Source organism: Psychrobacillus sp. 05T411 (assembly GCF_056396485.1).
This window is the reverse complement of record NZ_JBFTLO010000003.1, coordinates 254,613-273,511: the sequence shown is the minus strand read 5'-3', so window position 1 is coordinate 273,511 and position 18,899 is coordinate 254,613. Positions and strand designations below refer to the sequence as shown.

Sequence of the window (18,899 nt, the reverse complement as noted above, 5' to 3'; positions counted from 1 at the left end):
AATCCGTTTTTCAAAAAAAAAGACCTCCTATGTAAAAAAAGGATAGCAATATGCTATCCTTTTTTTGGTTATTTATCTTGGCAGCGATGACATACTCCGTGAAATGTTAAACGATGGTCTTTTATTTTAAAGTTCCATTTATTTTCAACGATAGCTTCCACGTCTTCTAGTAAATCTTCTTGAATTTCATCTACTGCACCACATTCAATACAAACTAGATGATGGTGGAAATGTGCCGCCCCTTCTTGTCTTAAATCGTAGCGGGATACACCATCTCCAAATTGAATCTTGTCCACGACATTCAATTCGTTTAATAATTCGAGTGTTCGATAAACAGTTGCAAGCCCAATATCTGGTGATTTCTCTCTTACTAATAAAAATACATCTTCCGCACTTAAATGGTCTTCTTCGTTTTCAAGCAAAACACGAACAGTCGATTCTCGTTGCGGCGTCAGTTTATAGCCCGCACCAGATAATTGTTTTTTAATTCGATCAATACGGCTTTCCATATGACGCCCCCCTAAACTTCTTTCATTATACCAAGAAATGAATTCTCATTACAAGACATTCAATTAATAATAATTATTAAAAAGAATTAATTATTATATAATACAAATGGTATAAAGAAGAACTCTATAATAATAACAATTCCATAGAGGGAAAGCGAGAACAAATTGACCCGGTTCGCAAGTGCCAGAAGAAGTAAACAATAGATTAGTTGAAAAGGAAACCACCAAAAGACATAAGGAAATGTGGATTCTTGTGTTTGAAGCAAATAACTAGAGCCAAACCCATAAAACGTAATACGAAAAGCACAAATGATCAAAATGAGTTTGCGCAAATAACGATGCTGATAAAACAAAAAGAATACAACAGCAATCATAATATGCGGGAAAATAGTTTCCAGAAAAGTAGGCTGCTCTAGTAATAGAACACGTGCGTCCAGGAGATTAATAATCCATTGCTGCTGTTCTGGTGTACTTTTTTCAAAGAGATATAAACCACCGATAAAGCTAAAAACAAGTACGCATAGTGAAATAAGAATAGTATAAGACTGGTTCATGTTGGAACACCTCCCTATCTATTCTCATCATATGCTTGTACTAGGTTTTAACATGTCTATTTTAAATAGTTTTTTAACCAAAGATATGCAAATGCAGTTTTGGCATCATATATTTGTTTTTTAGTAATCATCGATTCCATTTCCTCTAACGAAACATGCATCAATTCGACAAATTCATCCTCATCCAAATCTGCTTTTTCTTCTACTTTCACGATATTTTCTGCTAGGTAAAGATGGATAATTTCATCTGCGAATCCTGGAGATGTGGCAAACGATTGAATATATTGAAGCTTATTTGTCGTATACCCTGTTTCTTCCTCTAGTTCCCTCAAAGCAGTTAGTTCTGGTGCTTCGTTCGGTTCTATTTTTCCAGCTGGTATTTCAATAATCGAAAGTTCTAAAGCTTTTCGATATTGTTCGACTAAAATAATCTTTTTATCTTCTGTGATTGCAATAACAGCGACTGCTCCGGGATGCTTCACAATCTCTCTTTTCCCAGTCTTTCCATTCGGTAATTCTACGTCATCTACTTGTAAAGTGATGATTCTACCTTTGAATTTTTGTTCTGTTTGAATCGTTTTTTCTTCGAATTTTTTCATTTTTTCATTTCCTTTCATTTGAAACTGTCTTACCCTCATTGTACCATGGAGGAAAGGACGTGAGACAAGTTGAAGAAAAGACAATTAGGGAAAAGTGATTTATTCGTTTCGGAAATTGGTTTTGGTTGTATGTCGCTCCCAACGAGTCAACAAGATGCAGAGAAAATTATAGAAGTTGCACTCGATCATGGAATCAATTATTTCGATACCGCGGATTTATACAATAACGGGGAAAATGAAAAAATCGTAGGAAATGCGTTGAAAAATAATCGCCAGTCTATTATTTTAGCAACCAAAGTCGGCAATCGTATGAATGAATCTGGAGATGGATGGGTCTGGGATCCTTCAAAAAAATGGATCACAACAGCTGTGCGCGAATCATTAAAGCGACTTCAAACAGATTATATCGATGTGTACCAATTGCACGGTGGCACAATGGAAGATGATGCCGATGAAGTGATCGATACGATTGAATCGCTGAAAAAAGAAGGGCTTATTCGGGAATACGGCATCTCTTCTATTCGCCCGAATGTAATCAATCGCTTTTTAACGAAGAGTAATGCGGTTTCGGTCATGATGCAATATAGTTTACTCGATCGAAGACCAGAAGAATGGTTGCGACTATTAGAGGAACATCATGTTTCTTTACTGAGTCGAGGGACGCTTGCAAAAGGGTTATTAACTGCTGAAGGGCTAAATCGGGCAAATAAAACGGGTGAGTATTTGGGCTATGCGAAGAAAGAGCTGTTGGCAACAATTGAGCAACTGCAAGCACTGGATACGCCGATTACCGCGGTCGCGCTGCATCATGTATTAGAGCAAAATGCAACGGGGTCTATGATTATTGGGGCAAGTAGCACGGAACAGCTCCTAGAAACAGTGGACGCTTACAATACGGAGGTTTCTGAGGATGTTCTGTTAAATGCACGAGAGATTACAAAGCAAGATGTGTATGCAGATCATCAGGCTTAACTAGACGAAACCGCTGAACGTGGAAGTTCAGCGGTTTTTTTGTGATTATAGGTTGAATCTTGCGATTTGGAGATGGTATCTTGTGATTCGAAGAGCCTATCTTGCGATTTGGGCATCGTATCTTGCGATTCTAGGACTAGATCTTGCGATTTGACCGTTGGAGCTTGCGATTCGAAGAAAACTACATTATATTTAGTCGTTTGATAAGCTTCGGAAGCTCCCCTAAATCCTCCAAGACGAAATCAGTCTCAAATCCATCCCATTCAATATCTTTTTTCCAAATCCCATTCATGCCAACTTGTCGGGATGCTATCACATCATTTTCCGGATGATCCCCAACGAAGACACTTTCGCTAGCAGTTACATTCAACCTCTTTAATGCCGTTTCAAATATTGCAGGATTTGGTTTTTTCATCCCTTCTGTTTCAGAAACTAAAATTGCATCAAAATACCTTTCAATGCCTAAAGCCTTTATATTATCCATCTGAAATTGCCCGAATCCATTAGTAATCATACCTAAAACAAGACCATCCGTTTTCAGTTCCTCCAACATACTATGGAGATCTGGAAAAGGAACACAATGATTCTTAAATTCGCTTATATAATCTTCCAATAAATTCTCCCGATCTATACCCATGATACCGAATTCCTCTACTAATTGTTGATATACCTTATCTTTCCACACATATCCATGGCAATCCAACTCAATGAATCTAGTCATATATTTCTCTTTAGGTATATGTCCTAAATTGTCACTTAATCGTTCGTATTGATTATCAATGAATTTCTTTACAGACGCATCCCGGTCGAGTAAAGTCCCATCCAAATCAAATAACACTGCTTGAATCATTGCTCTATCCCCTATCCTAATTCATCAATCCAAAAAGTAAGTCTGCGCAAATGCAAAAATAACAATGATCATAAATAACATCTCACTTAATGTATAAACATAATCCTTGCGATTAGTTGCATATTTCCACTCCATGAAAGAACGTACTAATTCATCCAAAATAAAATAAATCATTAAAGCTCCTAAAAAATACCAAGAAATATTTACTAATTCGGGATGTTCAATTTGCCACATATTGAAAACAATAGTGATAACAAGAAACGTTATAGATAGTATCCCCCCAATTTTTTTGTGTAGATTATTCACATATCTATTCGAAAATATATTCTTTTTCTCTAATTTCAGTACTTTTGTCATAATTTTATTAAAAATAAACATTAACATAAATACAGAAACAACAAATAGAATAGCCTTTCCCCACACCATTTAAAATCTCCTTCCAATAGTGGTAGTTATTTCTAACTTTTTATTTAGTTTATCATAATACTTTATGGTTTTCTCGAATAATTCAAACAATTAACTTTTGCACTTGTATGGAGACGAAACCTAAAAACCCCCTGAATAATTTTCAGGGGGCGTTAGACATTATATTACATTTTACGAACCACAATTTCTTCATCCACAACATCTACATGAACCTTTTCAATATGTTCTTCTTCCAAAATAAGATCTGTTAAAGGATCCTCAATCTTGTCTTGAATCACTCTGCGAAGTGGTCGAGCACCGAACCGTTTGTCGTAACCTAGTTTAACCAATGCTTGCTTTGCTTCTGACGAAATTGTGATGTCCATATCATTTTCTGCAATCGTACCTTGTAAATCTTCTAGCATCAAGTCCACGATTTGTAGTAAATTTTCTTCCGTTAATTCATTAAATGAGACAATGGCATCGAAACGGTTAAGAAATTCTGGTTTGAAATAAGCACCTAACGTTTCAAGCATATTGACGGATTCATGTACGGTTTGATTGAATCCTACACTTACTTTTTTGTCACCTGTCCCCGCGTTACTTGTCATAATGATGACCGTATCTTTGAAGCTCACTGTTCGGCCATGCGAATCTGTCAAACGACCATCTTCCATTATTTGCAGGAACATATTTTGCACATCTGGATGAGCCTTTTCAATTTCATCTAGTAATAAAATGGAATATGGATTACGGCGAACACGTTCTGTCAATTGCCCCGCTTCTTCATGCCCTACATAGCCTGGAGGGGAACCAATAATTTTAGACACCGAATGTTTCTCCATATATTCGCTCATGTCGAGACGAATCAATGCATCACGTGAACCAAAAAGTTCCTCTGCTAACACTTTTGTGATCTCCGTTTTACCGACCCCTGTTGGACCAACAAATAAGAAGGATCCAATAGGGCGATTTTTAGATTTAAGCCCTGCACGACTGCGACGGATGGCTTTGGCAATTTTAGCGACCGCATTTTCTTGGCCAATCACTTTCTTACCGAGATTTTCTGCGATTCCTTTCATTTTGGCTTGTTCTGCAGCCTGTAGCTTTGTCACAGGAATTCCAGTTTTTTCTTCAACGATCAACTCGATATCTGCAACTGTCACTTCTACTTGCGGAGTGTCCCCATTTTGTTTGGCTTGCTCCAATTGTTTACGCAACCCGATTTCCTCAAAGCGTAAATTTGCAGCTTTCTCGTAGTCTTCTTTTTCTGCCGCTTGTTCTTTTAATTGAATAACTTCGTTAAGACGTGTTCCGATTGACTCCGAATCAGCTGACGCATGTGTCAGATTTAAACGTGCCCCTACTTCATCCATCAAGTCGATTGCTTTGTCGGGTAAAAATCGATCTTGAATATAACGCTGCGATAACGTAACAAAAGCTTGAATCGCTTCAGCCGGATAGCGCACTTCATGGAAGTTTTCATAACGATCTTTAATGCCGTTTAGAATGAGAATCGTATCTTCTGCAGAAGGTTCTTTCACGATAATCGGTTGGAACCGGCGTTCAAGAGCAGCGTCTTTTTCGATTTGACGATATTCTTTTAGCGTAGTAGCACCGATAAGTTGTAGTCCACCACGTGCTAAAGCAGGTTTTAAAATGTTCCCAGCATCCATTTGTGAACCTTCTGCTGTTCCTGCCCCAACGAGTAAGTGAATTTCATCGACGAATAATATCACATCTTTACGAGTCTCAAGTTCTTCGATCAATTGTTTCATACGCTCTTCGAACTGTCCTCGAATGCCTGTGTTCGTTACGAGTGATGCGACATCTAACAAGTACACTTGTTTATTCATCAATTTCACTGGTACATCACCTTCGTGGATTTTCACTGCAAGCCCCTCGGCAATGGCTGTTTTACCAACACCCGGTTCTCCTATTAATACTGGATTATTTTTATTTCTTCGATTTAATGTTTCGATGACTCGTTTTACTTCTTGATCACGTCCGATGACTGGATCAATACGACCCTCTTTGGCATCATTTGATAGATTTTTACCAATTTTGTCTAATAAGCCATTACCATTATGTTCATCGGTTTGTTTTGTTTGTGTTCGCGCTTGTTGACCGCCATTTGCTTGAGAAAAATACTGTGCATCATTATTAAATGAAGGCATTTTTCCTGCAGTCAATTGCGATTGAATATCTTGAAAACAAGATTGACATAAGTGCATTTGCATTCCTTGATGATTCACTTGCACTCTCAAACTCATCGTTGCATCGTTTTTATTACAATGTTGACATTTCATACTTGTTTCCTCCTTCAAATAACCATTTGACTTTGACTATCTTTAACCTTTGATTTTATTATACACTGACCTTTTTTGACTTTCAAATGATTTGCTTGGGCTTTTGATTCATCAGAAGTGAAATTGAAAATGTCCTTGTGACACAAACAATTCGTATACAGTTCTGAATTCTCCCTGTCACAGGGATACACAAAAAAACAGTTTAGGAATCCAATAAACGGATTCCTAAACTGTTTGAAATTCACCTAAAACTTCGAACCACCATATCCATACTCATCTAGCAGTTCTTCAAACGTTTTATTTTTTTCTTTTTGCTTTTTTTCAAAAGCTAGTTGCGCTTGTCTTTCTTCTTCTTTTGCTTGCTCTTCTGCTACTAATTGTTTCTTTGTTTCTTTTAATTTATCCAATACATCGGAAGAGAGCTGATCGAAAAGACCATTGCCTTCTTCTTTTTTTGCTGCTGGCTTTACTTGTTGCTTTTGTTTTTTCTTTGCCAAATGGTTCACCTTCTTATGTTAACGTTTAACGATTGTCGCTACTCCTTGTCCGCCGCCGATACAAAGTGTTGCAAGACCTGTTTTTGCATCTTGTTTCTCCATTTCATGAAGTAATGATACAAAAATACGTGCACCACTTGCACMGATTGGGTGGCCAAGTGCGATAGCTCCACCATTTACGTTTAGTTTATCATGATCAAACGATAATTCTCTATCTACTGCAATCGATTGGGCAGCAAATGCTTCATTTGCTTCGATTAAATCGATATCGGAAAGCGCGATTTGCGATTTATTTAACACTTTTTTCACTGCTTCGACTGGTCCAATACCCATTATACTTGGATCCACACCTGCAGATGCATTTGCTACGATCGTAGCTATTGGTTTTAATCCTAATTCTTCTGCTTTTGCTTTAGACATTACGACAACTGCAGCTGCCCCGTCATTAATACCAGAAGCGTTCCCCGCAGTTACAGATCCGTCCTTTTTAAATGCTGGGCGAAGCGTACTTAATTTTTCTTGTGTAGATCCTTTTTTCGGATATTCATCCGTATCGAAAATGATTGGATCTCCTTTTCGCTGTGGAATTTCCACTGGCACGATTTCATCTACAAATTTTCCTTCTTCAATCGCGTTTACTGCGCGTGCTTGTGATCTCGCTGAAAAAGCATCTTGCTCTTCTCTTGAGATGTTATATTGATCACATAGATTTTCTGCTGTAATTCCCATATGATAGTCATTAAATGCACACCATAAACCATCGGAAATCATGCTATCTACTACTTTTTGATCGCCCATGCGGAAGCCATCTCTTGCATTTTTCAATAAATAAGGAGCTTGGCTCATATTTTCCATACCACCGGCAACGATAACATCCGCATCCCCAGCAATGATTGCCTGTGTCGCAAGATGGATTGCTTTAAGACCAGATCCACATACTTTGTTAATAGTAAGTGCTGATACAGCAACAGGTAAGCCTGCTTGGATAGAAGCTTGTCTCGCTGGGTTTTGTCCTAAACCTGCTTGTAACACATTCCCCATAATCACTTCATCTACAGCCTCTTTTGATACTCCTGCTTTTTCTAACGCTTTTTCAATTACAATGGCACCTAACTTTGTTGCTGGCACATCTTTTAATGCTCCTTGAAATGATCCGATTGCTGTTCTTACTGCACTTACGATAACTACTTCATTTGTCAATTTCATTTCCTCCTCATTTTCCCCTGTATTTCTTCCCCATATCGACTACCCTCTTTATTCTACTAAATATAATTAGAAGTTGCTTGTTTAAACAATGATTCTTACAATAGAATTGGAGAGTTATTCTACTTAAGCTTACCAAAATTGGCGCCAATTATCGAGGTTGAACCACTTTACGGTCCGCAAAATGAAAAAATATAAATAAAACAACTGTGAAATATCATGCATGAACTCATGCAAACTGTGGAAAAATTATGAGAACGAGGAGCAACTGGAAATGTTGTGAATATGCTAAAACAAATGAGTATTGAATCGGATATGTATAAGATTCCCAAAAAATAGGAGTGGAGGCTATGAAGAAAAGAGTAATCGTTTGGACGAGTATTTTTACAAGTGCCGTCACGGCGATCGCCACTGTTTTTGGATTTATCGTTACGAATAAGTTAATGTATATGAAGAAAAAAGAGAATGATTTCATATTAAATCGCGAAATTACGTCAAAACGTCTAGACGAGGCTTGGTTTCGTGCAGTGAACAAAACAGAACAGTGGATCGAGTCAAAAAATGGATATTCCCTAAAAGCAATCTTTGTGGAACCATTAGAAACAAAAAATTATGTGATTATTTGTCATGGTGTGACCGAAAATAAAATTAATTCACTTCGATTTGTTCGTATGTTTGAAAGACTAGGATTCAACAGTGTTGTCTACGATCATCGAAGACATGGGGATTCTGGTGGAAAAACAACTAGTTTTGGTTTTTATGAAAAGATCGATTTACAATCTATTGTAGAAGTAGTACGTGAGCGGGCAGGAGAAACAGCGGTTATTGGCATCCATGGTGAATCAATGGGTGCAGCAACAATGCTGCTGTATGCAGGTTCCATAAAAGATGACGCAGATTTCTATATTTCTGATTGTGCTTTTTCCAATTTTGAAGAACAAGTGACACATATCATCAAACAMACGACTCCGCTTCGTACAGGACTTGCCATTCGATTTGCTAATTTATTTTTAAAAATGCGGGACGGCTATACACTAGACTTAGTATCACCGATTGATGTAGTAGATAAGATTGAAAAACCAGTGCTATTTATTCACAGCATGCAAGATGATTTTATACTTCCCAAAATGACCGAAGAATTATTCGAACAGAAACAAGGACCCAAAACATTAAAATTATTTGATATTGGTTTGCACGCAAAATCGTTTAATGAAAATAGTGAAATGTATGAGCAAGTAGTTGCAGACTTTTTACAAGAAAATAAGTTACTCAATAAATAAAAGCACTCTTKGTAGAGTGCTTTTATTTGTTTTGCATTTTATTCATTTGATTCATCATTTGTTTTACTTGTTTTTCCGAAGGCTTACGTCCCATTTGTGCCATCATCATACGAAGCATTTGTTCATTAATAGGTGGGTTTTCTTTTAAATATTTCATCATATATTGACGTGCTGCAAAGAAACCGATTGCCGCACCAGCGATTAACGCAACGATTACAATAACAATCCAAATCCAAGTTTGCATATTTTCTCCTCCTTTACGTTCTTGTCTACTTGTACAAGACACCACAGAAAATTATACTATATATTCCCTATGCATTCTATATAAATAAAAAGAAAAAAGCAATTCGAATACTATTAACGACAAGTATTCGAACTGCTTTTATACATTTCTTACTTTTGAAGTAGGTTTTTCATCTTCGAAATAACGTTTTCTACAGAGAAACCATACTCTTTCATCACTATTTCACCCGGAGCACTTGCACCGAACTGATCGATTGCAATAACGTCTCCTTCAAACCCAACATAACGATGCCATCCAAGAGATGCTCCCATTTCAATCGCTAATCGTTTTGTTAAATGAGCTGGTAAGACAGATTGTTTATAGGCTGCATCTTGTTTCTCAAATAAATCCCATGACGGCATCGAAACAACAGAAACTTGAATGCCTTCATCAGCAAGCGCTGCCTGTGCTTCTACAGCAAGACTTACTTCAGAACCTGTCGCAAGTAAAATTGCTTCCGCGTTTTCATTCGGTGAAACCACATATGCACCTTTTGCTACACCGCTACTCGCTTGTTCTACAGAACCTTTTAATGTTGGTAAGTTCTGACGAGATAAGACAAGCACTGTCGGATGATCTTTCGCAGAAACAGCAAGTTTCCATGCCTCTGCCGTTTCGTTTGCATCTGCAGGACGAACGACTGAAAGTCCTGGCATAGCACGTAAAGAAGCTAAATGCTCAACTGGTTCATGTGTAGGACCGTCTTCTCCAACAGCAATACTATCATGTGTAAATACATAAGTTACAGGTAAGCCCATTAAAGCAGATAAACGAATGGCTGGTCGCACATAATCACTAAATACGAAGAATGTACCACCGAACACGTTTAAGCCACCGTGAAGCGCCATACCGTTTAATGCAGCACCCATCGCGAATTCACGCACACCGAACCAAATATTTTTTCCTGCATAATTCTCTGCAGCAAAATCTCCTGCATTTTTCATCGTCGTTTTATTTGAACCAGCTAAATCTGCGCTGCCTCCAAAGAATGAAGGTAGATTTTGTGCGATTGCATTAATCGCATCACCTGAAGCAGAACGAGTCGCATGAGAAGTACCTTCTTCATATGTCTTCAATGCATCCGCAAAATTCGCTGGCATTTCTCCACTGATCGCTTGTTTAAATGTAGTAGCAAGTTCTGGATATGCAGCTTCATATGCATTAAACGTTTCATTCCAAGCAGTCTCTTCACTTACTCCTTGGCGCTCTGAAGCTTCTTTAAAAGTTTCATACACTTCTTCTGGCACATGGAAGTCACCTTCGAAAGCCCATTCGTATGCAGCTTTAGCTAAAGCTGTTTCATCTTTTCCAAGTGGCATACCATGCGCATCCGATTTACCGGCTCTATTTGGAGAACCAAATCCGATAACGGTTTTTACTTCTATGATTGTCGGTTTATCATTTTGACCTTTTGCTTTATCAATCGCAGCAGAAATTTCAGCGATATCATTACCATCAGTTACTAAAATATAATTCCAACCATAAGATTCAAAGCGTTTTTCAATTTTCTCAGAGAAAGATTTATGTAAATCTCCATCTAGAGAGATGTCATTACTATCATATAAGACGATTAATTTATCTAATTGTAAATGTCCCGCAAGAGAAATTGCCTCTGCTGCAACACCTTCCATTAAATCACCATCTCCGCATAGAGCATATGTGTAATGATCTACAATAGCATGGTCAGCTTTATTGTACGTAGCAGCTAAATGAGCTTCTGCCATTGCCATACCTACCGCCATTCCAATACCTTGTCCAAGTGGCCCTGTTGTTGCTTCTACACCCGCAGTATGACCAAACTCTGGATGTCCTGGAGTTTTAGAGCCCCACTGTCTAAAGTTTTTAATCTCTTCCATTGGTAGGTTATATCCACCAAGGTGAAGAAGACTATAAAGAAGCATGGAACCATGACCTGCTGATAATACAAAACGGTCACGATTAAACCAGTTAGGATTATTAGGGTTGTGACGTAAATGTTTTGTCCATAAGGTATAAGCCATTGGTGCTGCTCCCATAGGAAGACCTGGATGGCCTGAATTTGCCTTATCAATTGCATCAATAGATAAGGTACGAATTGTATTAATTGCAAGTAAATCTGACTGTAATGACATAAATGACATCCTCTCGAACAAAATTTTTAACTATAGTACTAGTTTAGACAACAATGCACCTATTATCAATGGTTTCTGAAATGATTAATTCAGAAACTTACCTTTTTTCGCTTGTTGTACTTTCGCTGGAGTAACATCATTTCCTGCCGGATCAATAATTTTTACACTCTCAATCGTATCTCTCATCGTAGAGCGAAACGTTTCTAAGTATTCTTTTCTTAGAGCGCTTTGTTCTTTTGCTTCTTCTATAGATAGACCTGTTGTTTTAGATTTTTTAGAGAGCTCGCTAATTCGCGCTAGTTTTTCTTTACTTAACATATATATCATCCTTTCCTTTTGTACCTCTTATAAAGGTAAGGAAAAAACCGTCAGAGTGCAAGTCTTTACACTTCCTGAGACTCCACAAATTCAATATATCTACGATGAACAGTTGCTTTACTAATTTCAAAGCCTAATCCTTTTAATGTGGAGGTTATTTCGTCGTAAGTTAAGCCTGCATTTCTAAGTCTTACAATTTCCTCAACAGGTGTATCAATACGTTCCCTTCCTTCCGGATTCCCTTTCGATTTTAAGTTTTTCTCTGGTCGAAATCCTTTCGAGACAGCACGCTTCATCCCCCGTTTAATCTTGGCATTATGAAGCTTTCGTTGGTACTCCTCTACAAGCGCTAAAATTTCTAACAGCATGGAATCCATCTCGTTTAAATTTAATATTCCTTTATCTTGTAAAGTAAAGACGGAAGTGTTAGTTTTTTGCAGTAAATGGAGCACTGCCATTCGACCATTTCCGCGACCGATTCTGGTTTCATCTTGGACAAAAACCGCTTTAATATCGAATTCTTTAATGTATGTGAGTAGATCAAGTAGCCCATCACGCTCCATATCATATCCGCTATGTTGGTCGGAAAACACTTCACTTACTTCATAACCTTGTGCTTGTGCAAATTCCATCAACTCTTCTTGTTGTCTAGTCAAAGAGGATTCTTGTGTCTCTTTTGCTGTGCTCACACGACAATATATGACTGCTTTCAATTGCTATCACTCGCTATCTCTGTACCATGATCAAAATGAAAATTATCTTTTACCTCTGGAATGAAAAGCATATCCCCTGCTTTAATATGGGAGGTTTGTAGATTATTTATGACCATCACGTTTTTTATCCAAACTTCTTTTGGTTCATTCGTTGCAAACTTATCTGCAAGTTCCCATAAAGAATCACCTTGTTCTATTTTAATTTGATGCTGTTGTTCTGTCGACATTGTATTGGAAATTATTATTGTCATCAAAAAAGCGAAACTTAATCCTAAAAATAATGTAATAAAATAGTTTTCTTTCATCCAGTTCATCTATAAATCCCCCTAATTAGAATGCTTGTTCGGAATGTATGTTCTAATAATAAAACGAACATTTGTTTTTGTCAACACTTATTAGAACCTATGTTTGCATAAAGTTTGAGAGACTGTTATACTATTAGTAAGAAAGAAATTAGTAGAAAAATGACCAAAAAAAAGAGGTGAACTCAATGAAAAAAGCGTCGAAAAGACAAGAAGATATTTTAGCTTTTATTAAGGAAGAAGTTCGTACAAAAGGGTATCCACCATCTGTACGGGAAATTGGCGAAGCAGTTGGACTAGCATCGAGTTCTACGGTGCACGGGCATCTTGCTCGCTTAGAGAGTAAAGGACTTATTAGAAGAGACCCAACGAAACCGCGCGCAATAGAAATACTGGACGGGATTGCGGAAAAACAAGGAGTCGTGCATGTACCACTAGTAGGGAAAGTAACCGCTGGTCTTCCGATTACTGCAATTGAAAATATTGAGGAATTTTTCCCACTGCCTGAAACGTTCGGTACAGCTGATGATCATTTATTTATGTTAGAGATTATGGGAGATAGTATGATCGAGGCGGGAATTTTAAATGGAGATTATGTTGTTGTAAAACAACAGCAATCTGCAAATAATGGAGATATCGTTGTCGCGATGACAGAAGAAGATGAAGCTACGGTTAAACGTTTTTTCAAAGAAAAAACTTTCTTCCGATTGCAACCTGAGAATTCTTCGATGGATCCGATTATCGTTAACCAAGTATCGATTCTTGGTAAAGTAGTTGGTGTATACCGCAATATCCAATAGAATTCTTGAAAACTTGACAAATGATACGAATGTCCGTATGATGACAAAGAGCCGATATCATATTTAAACGAAAAGTGGACATTTTCGTTTAAATCATCGAAAAACCCTCTCACCTTTAAATGGTGAGAGGGTTTTGTTTTATGATTCTTCCTGTATTTCTACTTCTTCTCCGTTTAGAACTAAGCGATAGGAGATATCTGCTTTCAACGAAGCAGATACGGCACAATATTTTTCTTCTCCAAGTTTTATGGCACGAATTACTTTTTTTGCATCGATATCCCCTTTTACATCGAATAATAAATCAGCTGCAGTAAATGCAGTTGGTAATTCTTCCCGACGAGCCCCGTCTACTGTAATTTCGATGGATTCAATTTTTTCTAAATGCGGTTTTAATATCATTGTAACGTCAATACCGATACATCCCGCTAACGAACTAAGTAACATTTCGGTTGGTGTTGGTGCTTGTCCTAGTCCTCCATAGTTTGCTGTTGCATCCATTACCATCGGATAACCAGAAGGTCCTTTTGCTTCAAACGCTCTTCCACCTTGCCATATTGCTTTTACTTCCATTATCAATCATACTCCTTTAGTTAAAATTCATTTACTTTCGCTAAAAACTTTTGGGCACGATCAGTGGATGGATGTGCAAAAAACGTTTTCGGTTCTGCATCCTCCACAATTTGACCGTCCGCCATAAATAAAATACGATTCGCCGCATCTTGGGCAAACTTCATCTCATGCGTAACGATGACCATTGTCATCCCTTCGTCCGCCAATTCTTTCATCACTTTTAATACTTCTCCAACTAGTTCTGGATCGAGTGCAGACGTTGGTTCGTCAAATAACATAATTTTCGGTTCCATTGCAAGTGCACGTGCAATCGCTACACGTTGCTGTTGTCCTCCTGATAGTTTCGAAGGATAGACATTTTCCTTTTCTTGCAAGCCGACCCTTTTCAACAATTGGGAAGCGATTTTTTTCGCTTGTTCTTTTGATTGTTTCTTCACGACGATAATGGCTTCCATTACATTTTCAATCACCGTTTTATGGGGATATAAGTTAAATTGTTGGAAAACCATGCCGGTATCTTGACGGATTGAGTGAATCGTTTTTTGTTGCAATTTTTTCGAATCTGTTGCATTTATTTGATGATTATTAACAGAAATTGCCCCACTAGTAATCATCTCTAATCCATTTAAACAACGTAAAAATGTACTTTTTCCGGAACCACTTGGTCCAATCACAGCGACTACTTGATGGGCGGGAATGGTCAATGAAATATTTTTTAGTACTTCATTTTGATCAAAGCTTTTCGATAAATCATTTACTTGTATCAAGACTCTTCCCCCTTAGTATACAGATAATCTTTTTTCTAATTTGTTCAATATAAATGTAAATACGGTACTCATGATCCAGTACATTAATGCAATCGTTAAATAAAACGGCATATTCACATAGTACTGTGCGATTAATAATTGGGCTGAGCGCATAAGCTCCGTCACTGCAATTGCGGAAACTAAGGAAGTCTCTTTTAACATCCCAACAAAAGTATTCCCTAAAGGGGGAATTGCGATGCGTATCGCTTGTGGGATTACAATGCGGCGAATAGCCTGTGCCTCTGTCATCCCAGTGGCAAGCGCGGCTTCTGTTTGACCAGCTGGAACTGCTTGGATTGCCCCACGAAATGCCTCCGATACATAGGCACCGATATTAATACTTAAGGCAATATAAGCGGCTGTCAACGAACCTAACTCTATCCCAAAATCAACTAGTCCAAAATACACGATAAAAATTTGAACTAATGGTGGTGTTCCCCGAATAATCGATACATACACTCTCGCTACATTACGAAAGAAGCGATTGCCCTTTAAGCGTGCAATCGCTGTTATTAAACCGATGATTAAGCCGAAAAACATAGATACCACCGTTATTAATAATGTATAATAAGCTCCTTTTAATAAAAAAGGGATATTATCTATTATTATATCCATGTAACACTACCTCTTTCTTTACTCGGCTTTAGGTTCTTCATCAAACCATTTGACGAAAATTTCTTTATAGGTGCCGTCTGCTTTCATTTCATCTAATGCTTTGTTAAGCGCATCAACTAATTCAGTGTTTCCTTTTTTAACAGCCACTGCTGCTTGATCTGATTTAATCGGCGCTCCGACTGCTTTTACTTTAAATCCATTTTCTTCAACGATTGGTTTTAAAGCGTAAGCATTATTAATCGTAGCATCTACACGTCCTGCATCTAGATCTTTAAGCGTTGTGATAACATCATCGTACGTGTTGATTTGGAAATCACCAACTTGTGGCATTAAATCATTACGTAAAAATGCTTCATCGTTCGTCCCTAAACCTACCGCGATTTTTTTCCCTTTGAAATCTTCTACGGATTGAACGGTTGTATTATCTTCTTTGACTATTACTTTTACATCATTTGTTATATAAGGTTCCGTGAAATCTAATTGTTTTTGTCGATCTTCTGTAATCGTCACTTGACTCACTAATATATCAAATTTGCCTTTTTGCAAGCCAGGGATTAAACCTGAAAATTCTTGTGCGACAAAGTTAGCTTCTACACCTAAACGCTTTGCTAATTCTTTAGCAATATCAACGTCAAATCCATCATATTCATGGTCTTTGTTCATAAAATTATAAGGTGCATATGTACCCATGATCCCAACAGTCATTTCGCCATTATCTTTTATAGCAGTTAATGTGTTTTTATCATTTTCTTTACTTGTACCATTCCCACATGCTACTAATAGCAAAACAGTTGCAGCTACTATAATTAATAGTAAGTTACCTTTTTTCATCCTTGTTTCCTCCTTTGTGTCAGTGCCATTCTCTTGCCAATAAAATCCTATTAGATTACTAGCCATTAGTCAACTACTCTGTACTACACAGACTTTTTCGGCTTTTCAGTATTTTCATCACTAATACCACTAAGTGAACAAAACCAAACTTCTTCTTATGATTCCCCAAATATAGATGTAATATGACGGAAATTATTCTGCTTTCCAAAATAAAAAAGATTGTTGAATAAGTCACTACTTAGACTTTTTCAACAATCTCTTATTAGGCTATTTTTTTTTCTAATTCTAAAATACGTTTTTCTAGTTGCTCGACTTTCTGTGCAATCGGTATTGCAACTGCCCAAGCATAAAATTGATTTACGCTTTTAAGTGGATCATTGCCATCTGTAATTTTCAATCTAATTGCTTCTTGACGAATCGCTTCCTGTCCAACTGTTAGTTTTGGTTCTGCCATACTTAATTCCTCCTTTTTCAGTGCAGCTAATGTATCGTCTCCTACTATTCCATCCACTGCTAAATCCTTAGACTGCTGGAAGCTTTTAATTGCCTCTTCAGTAATTGGTCCTTCAATTCCGTCCACATTAAGCTGGTAGCCGATTAGAACTAACATTTTCTGTACTTCTTCCACTGCCGGATCTACTATATAATATAGTGGATTTACTGCGTTTGGTTGTCCTGGAGCATATGCTGGAATATGCATTTCAAAATGTAAATGTACGCCCGTACTATTGCCAGTGGCCCCTTTTATTCCAATTTGTTGCCCTTGTTTAACTGTTTGTCCCGCTTTCACTGAGATGGATTTCAAATGTGCATACAATGTTTCGTATTTTTTCCCGTTTACTATATGTGTTAATATGACCGTATTTCCATAGCCACCAATTACTTCCGCTCGATTCACTGTACCTTTTTCGGAAGCTATTATAATTGGATTTCCATCACTTCCAAAATCTACTCCTTTATGTGCTTTCCATTCACCTGTTATTGGATTTTTTCGGAGAGGGCTAAACCTTGAAGTAATTCTTCCTTCACATGGTCTAATAAACATGCTCTTTCTCCTTTCTCTACTATTCGTAGTGTTTTTAGTCTCTTTATTAATAAATGCTGAAAGAATATAATTTCATAGTTTATTATCATGCGTTTACATAATTTATTTCAAAACCTCCATTTCAACTATATTTAGCATCATTCGTTAATTGACTCATCGCTAAGTTCTCCTTTCATTTAGTAAATAGAATGGTTCTGTACAATCGTATACACTAAAAATAGATAAAAATAAAAAGCGTTAAGGCGAAATTAAAGCCTTAACGCTTTTCTATAACCAATAGTTTAAGACCGCTTAATAAAAAATCATTAAGCGGTCTTTTTTAATTCATTAAATTTCTTATGCTTTAGCTAAAGGCTCCTGTTGTGATTTTACTTTAGATTTAGAATTAGTATCATTTGGAACTTCATGCTTTGCCCAGTATGTAGCGAGAAAGGTACCAGTGATTACTTGCCAAGCAGATGCAAATGCGCTTGGTAATGCAGCTAGTGGCGTGAAATAAGAGGCAGCCAATGCTACACCAAGCCCGGAGTTTTGCATTCCTACTTCAATCGATATAGTACGTTGGTCTTGACGAGATAGTTTTAAAGCTTTCGCCGCGTAGTATCCTATTAATAGGCCAAATCCATTATGCAGTAATACTGCTACGAATACTAGTACTCCTGCAGTTGCAATATTTTCTTTATTGTTTGCAACGATTGCAGAAACAATAATGGTAATCGCAACGATAGAGATTAGAGGCAAAATAGATTCGCTTTTCTCCGTAACAGTAGGTAAGAATTTATTAACTAATAATCCTAAGATAATCGGAATAATAATTACTTTGATAATGGACATGAACATAGACATTGGATCAACCGGCAACCATTGGCCCGCGAATACTAATAATAGAAGTGGCGTCATGATGGGCGCTAGTAATGTAGAAACACTCGTCATGGTAATCGAAAGAGGAACGTTTCCTTTTGCCAAATATACCATTACATTGGAAGAAGTCCCTCCAGGAACACTACCTAATAGAACTAAACCTGCCGCAAGTTCTGCAGGCAATTTTAATAAGTAAGCAATGATAAAAGCGATCGTTGGCATAATCGAAAATTGTGCAACTATTCCTATTAGAACAGGGATTGGATTGGTAAAAACTAATTTAAAGTCAGATGCTTTTAGTGTAAGACCCATACCGAACATTACGACTCCAAGTAGGATTGTTATATACGCACCAAATGACGAAAACAAACTTGGAACCATAAAAGCTAAGATGGAAAACACGATTACTATAAAAGCAAAGTATTTACCAGCAAAACTACTAATTGTGCTTAAAGCTTTCATCTTA

At 37.3% G+C, this 18,899-nt stretch carries 22 protein-coding genes; 3 read left to right on the top strand and 19 right to left on the bottom strand.

The window, feature by feature from the left end; translation table 11 throughout:
* Nucleotides 1-68 precede the first annotated feature (68 nt).
* The 3 genes from fur to AC1DFT_RS04100 form a co-directional block, all read right to left on the bottom strand.
* Nucleotides 69-509, bottom strand: coding sequence for a ferric iron uptake transcriptional regulator (gene fur, locus AC1DFT_RS04110; protein ID WP_142537257.1), 441 nt, complete (start codon nucleotides 507-509; stop codon nucleotides 69-71).
* A gap of 86 nt (nucleotides 510-595) precedes the next feature.
* On the bottom strand, nucleotides 596-1,063 hold the full coding sequence (locus tag AC1DFT_RS04105; RefSeq protein WP_402828288.1) for a hypothetical protein: 468 nt from the start codon (nucleotides 1,061-1,063) through the stop codon (nucleotides 596-598).
* 56 nt (nucleotides 1,064-1,119) lie between these two features.
* Complete coding sequence (locus AC1DFT_RS04100) at nucleotides 1,120-1,662, bottom strand: NUDIX hydrolase (protein WP_477917871.1); 543 nt, start codon at nucleotides 1,660-1,662, stop codon at nucleotides 1,120-1,122.
* Nucleotides 1,663-1,731: 69 nt separating this feature from the next.
* Here AC1DFT_RS04100 and AC1DFT_RS04095 point away from each other — a divergent pair, with 69 nt between their 5' ends.
* A complete protein-coding gene (locus AC1DFT_RS04095) occupies nucleotides 1,732-2,634 on the top strand; it encodes an aldo/keto reductase (RefSeq protein ID WP_477917869.1) in 903 nt (300 codons plus the stop codon).
* 181 nt (nucleotides 2,635-2,815) lie between these two features.
* Here AC1DFT_RS04095 and AC1DFT_RS04090 read toward each other — a convergent pair whose 3' ends face one another.
* The 5 genes from AC1DFT_RS04090 to AC1DFT_RS04070 all read right to left on the bottom strand — a co-directional run bounded on the left by AC1DFT_RS04090 (nucleotide 2,816) and on the right by AC1DFT_RS04070 (nucleotide 7,901).
* Nucleotides 2,816-3,484, bottom strand: coding sequence for an HAD family hydrolase (locus AC1DFT_RS04090; protein WP_477917867.1), 669 nt, complete (start codon nucleotides 3,482-3,484; stop codon nucleotides 2,816-2,818).
* A 24-nt stretch (nucleotides 3,485-3,508) separates the two neighbouring features.
* The gene (locus tag AC1DFT_RS04085) at nucleotides 3,509-3,910 is read right to left on the bottom strand and encodes a DUF4181 domain-containing protein (protein WP_477917865.1); all 402 of its coding nucleotides are present in this window, start codon (nucleotides 3,908-3,910) and stop codon (nucleotides 3,509-3,511) included.
* A 164-nt stretch (nucleotides 3,911-4,074) separates the two neighbouring features.
* Nucleotides 4,075-6,198, bottom strand: a complete 2,124-nt coding sequence (locus tag AC1DFT_RS04080; RefSeq protein ID WP_477917863.1) for an ATP-dependent Clp protease ATP-binding subunit — start codon at nucleotides 6,196-6,198, stop codon at nucleotides 4,075-4,077.
* A 245-nt stretch (nucleotides 6,199-6,443) separates the two neighbouring features.
* Nucleotides 6,444-6,695, bottom strand: a complete 252-nt coding sequence (locus AC1DFT_RS04075; RefSeq protein ID WP_188713302.1) for a YqkE family protein — start codon at nucleotides 6,693-6,695, stop codon at nucleotides 6,444-6,446.
* A gap of 18 nt (nucleotides 6,696-6,713) precedes the next feature.
* Nucleotides 6,714-7,901, bottom strand: a complete 1,188-nt coding sequence (locus AC1DFT_RS04070) for an acetyl-CoA C-acetyltransferase (RefSeq protein WP_477917860.1) — start codon at nucleotides 7,899-7,901, stop codon at nucleotides 6,714-6,716.
* 347 nt (nucleotides 7,902-8,248) lie between these two features.
* On the opposite strand from AC1DFT_RS04070, the gene AC1DFT_RS04065 reads away from it, so the two are divergent.
* Nucleotides 8,249-9,178, top strand: a complete 930-nt coding sequence (locus AC1DFT_RS04065; protein WP_477917858.1) for an alpha/beta hydrolase — start codon at nucleotides 8,249-8,251, stop codon at nucleotides 9,176-9,178.
* A 22-nt stretch (nucleotides 9,179-9,200) separates the two neighbouring features.
* Here the strand turns inward: AC1DFT_RS04065 and AC1DFT_RS04060 are convergent, their stop codons facing one another.
* From AC1DFT_RS04060 to yneA, 5 genes are all read right to left on the bottom strand, one after another.
* Nucleotides 9,201-9,422, bottom strand: coding sequence for a YneF family protein (locus AC1DFT_RS04060; protein WP_477917857.1), 222 nt, complete (start codon nucleotides 9,420-9,422; stop codon nucleotides 9,201-9,203).
* A gap of 149 nt (nucleotides 9,423-9,571) precedes the next feature.
* Nucleotides 9,572-11,572, bottom strand: coding sequence for a transketolase (gene tkt, locus AC1DFT_RS04055; protein WP_477917855.1), 2,001 nt, complete (start codon nucleotides 11,570-11,572; stop codon nucleotides 9,572-9,574).
* An 84-nt stretch (nucleotides 11,573-11,656) separates the two neighbouring features.
* Nucleotides 11,657-11,890, bottom strand: coding sequence for a DUF896 domain-containing protein (locus AC1DFT_RS04050; protein WP_477917853.1), 234 nt, complete (start codon nucleotides 11,888-11,890; stop codon nucleotides 11,657-11,659).
* A 65-nt stretch (nucleotides 11,891-11,955) separates the two neighbouring features.
* On the bottom strand, nucleotides 11,956-12,603 hold the full coding sequence (locus tag AC1DFT_RS04045; RefSeq protein ID WP_477917851.1) for a YneB family resolvase-like protein: 648 nt from the start codon (nucleotides 12,601-12,603) through the stop codon (nucleotides 11,956-11,958).
* On the bottom strand, nucleotides 12,600-12,917 hold the full coding sequence (gene yneA, locus AC1DFT_RS04040) for a cell division suppressor protein YneA (protein ID WP_477917849.1): 318 nt from the start codon (nucleotides 12,915-12,917) through the stop codon (nucleotides 12,600-12,602). Before yneA ends, AC1DFT_RS04045 begins: the two co-directional genes overlap by 4 nt.
* Before the next feature lie 176 nt (nucleotides 12,918-13,093).
* On the opposite strand from yneA, the gene lexA reads away from it, so the two are divergent.
* The gene (lexA, locus tag AC1DFT_RS04035; RefSeq protein ID WP_477917847.1) at nucleotides 13,094-13,705 is read left to right on the top strand and encodes a transcriptional repressor LexA; all 612 of its coding nucleotides are present in this window, start codon (nucleotides 13,094-13,096) and stop codon (nucleotides 13,703-13,705) included.
* Between the two features lie 138 nt (nucleotides 13,706-13,843).
* Here lexA and AC1DFT_RS04030 read toward each other — a convergent pair whose 3' ends face one another.
* The 6 genes from AC1DFT_RS04030 to AC1DFT_RS04005 all read right to left on the bottom strand — a co-directional run bounded on the left by AC1DFT_RS04030 (nucleotide 13,844) and on the right by AC1DFT_RS04005 (nucleotide 18,895).
* A complete protein-coding gene (locus AC1DFT_RS04030) occupies nucleotides 13,844-14,275 on the bottom strand; it encodes an OsmC family protein (RefSeq protein ID WP_477917845.1) in 432 nt (143 codons plus the stop codon).
* 20 nt (nucleotides 14,276-14,295) lie between these two features.
* Complete coding sequence (locus tag AC1DFT_RS04025) at nucleotides 14,296-15,042, bottom strand: amino acid ABC transporter ATP-binding protein (RefSeq protein WP_477917843.1); 747 nt, start codon at nucleotides 15,040-15,042, stop codon at nucleotides 14,296-14,298.
* 12 nt (nucleotides 15,043-15,054) lie between these two features.
* Nucleotides 15,055-15,696, bottom strand: coding sequence for an amino acid ABC transporter permease (locus AC1DFT_RS04020; RefSeq protein ID WP_477917841.1), 642 nt, complete (start codon nucleotides 15,694-15,696; stop codon nucleotides 15,055-15,057).
* A gap of 18 nt (nucleotides 15,697-15,714) precedes the next feature.
* The gene (locus AC1DFT_RS04015) at nucleotides 15,715-16,527 is read right to left on the bottom strand and encodes a substrate-binding periplasmic protein (RefSeq protein ID WP_477917839.1); all 813 of its coding nucleotides are present in this window, start codon (nucleotides 16,525-16,527) and stop codon (nucleotides 15,715-15,717) included.
* A 262-nt stretch (nucleotides 16,528-16,789) separates the two neighbouring features.
* A complete protein-coding gene (locus AC1DFT_RS04010) occupies nucleotides 16,790-17,572 on the bottom strand; it encodes a peptidoglycan DD-metalloendopeptidase family protein (protein WP_477917837.1) in 783 nt (260 codons plus the stop codon).
* A 336-nt stretch (nucleotides 17,573-17,908) separates the two neighbouring features.
* Nucleotides 17,909-18,895 (bottom strand): bile acid:sodium symporter family protein, encoded by a 987-nt coding sequence (locus tag AC1DFT_RS04005; RefSeq protein WP_477917835.1) that lies wholly within the window; start codon nucleotides 18,893-18,895, stop codon nucleotides 17,909-17,911.
* Nucleotides 18,896-18,899 lie beyond the last annotated feature (4 nt).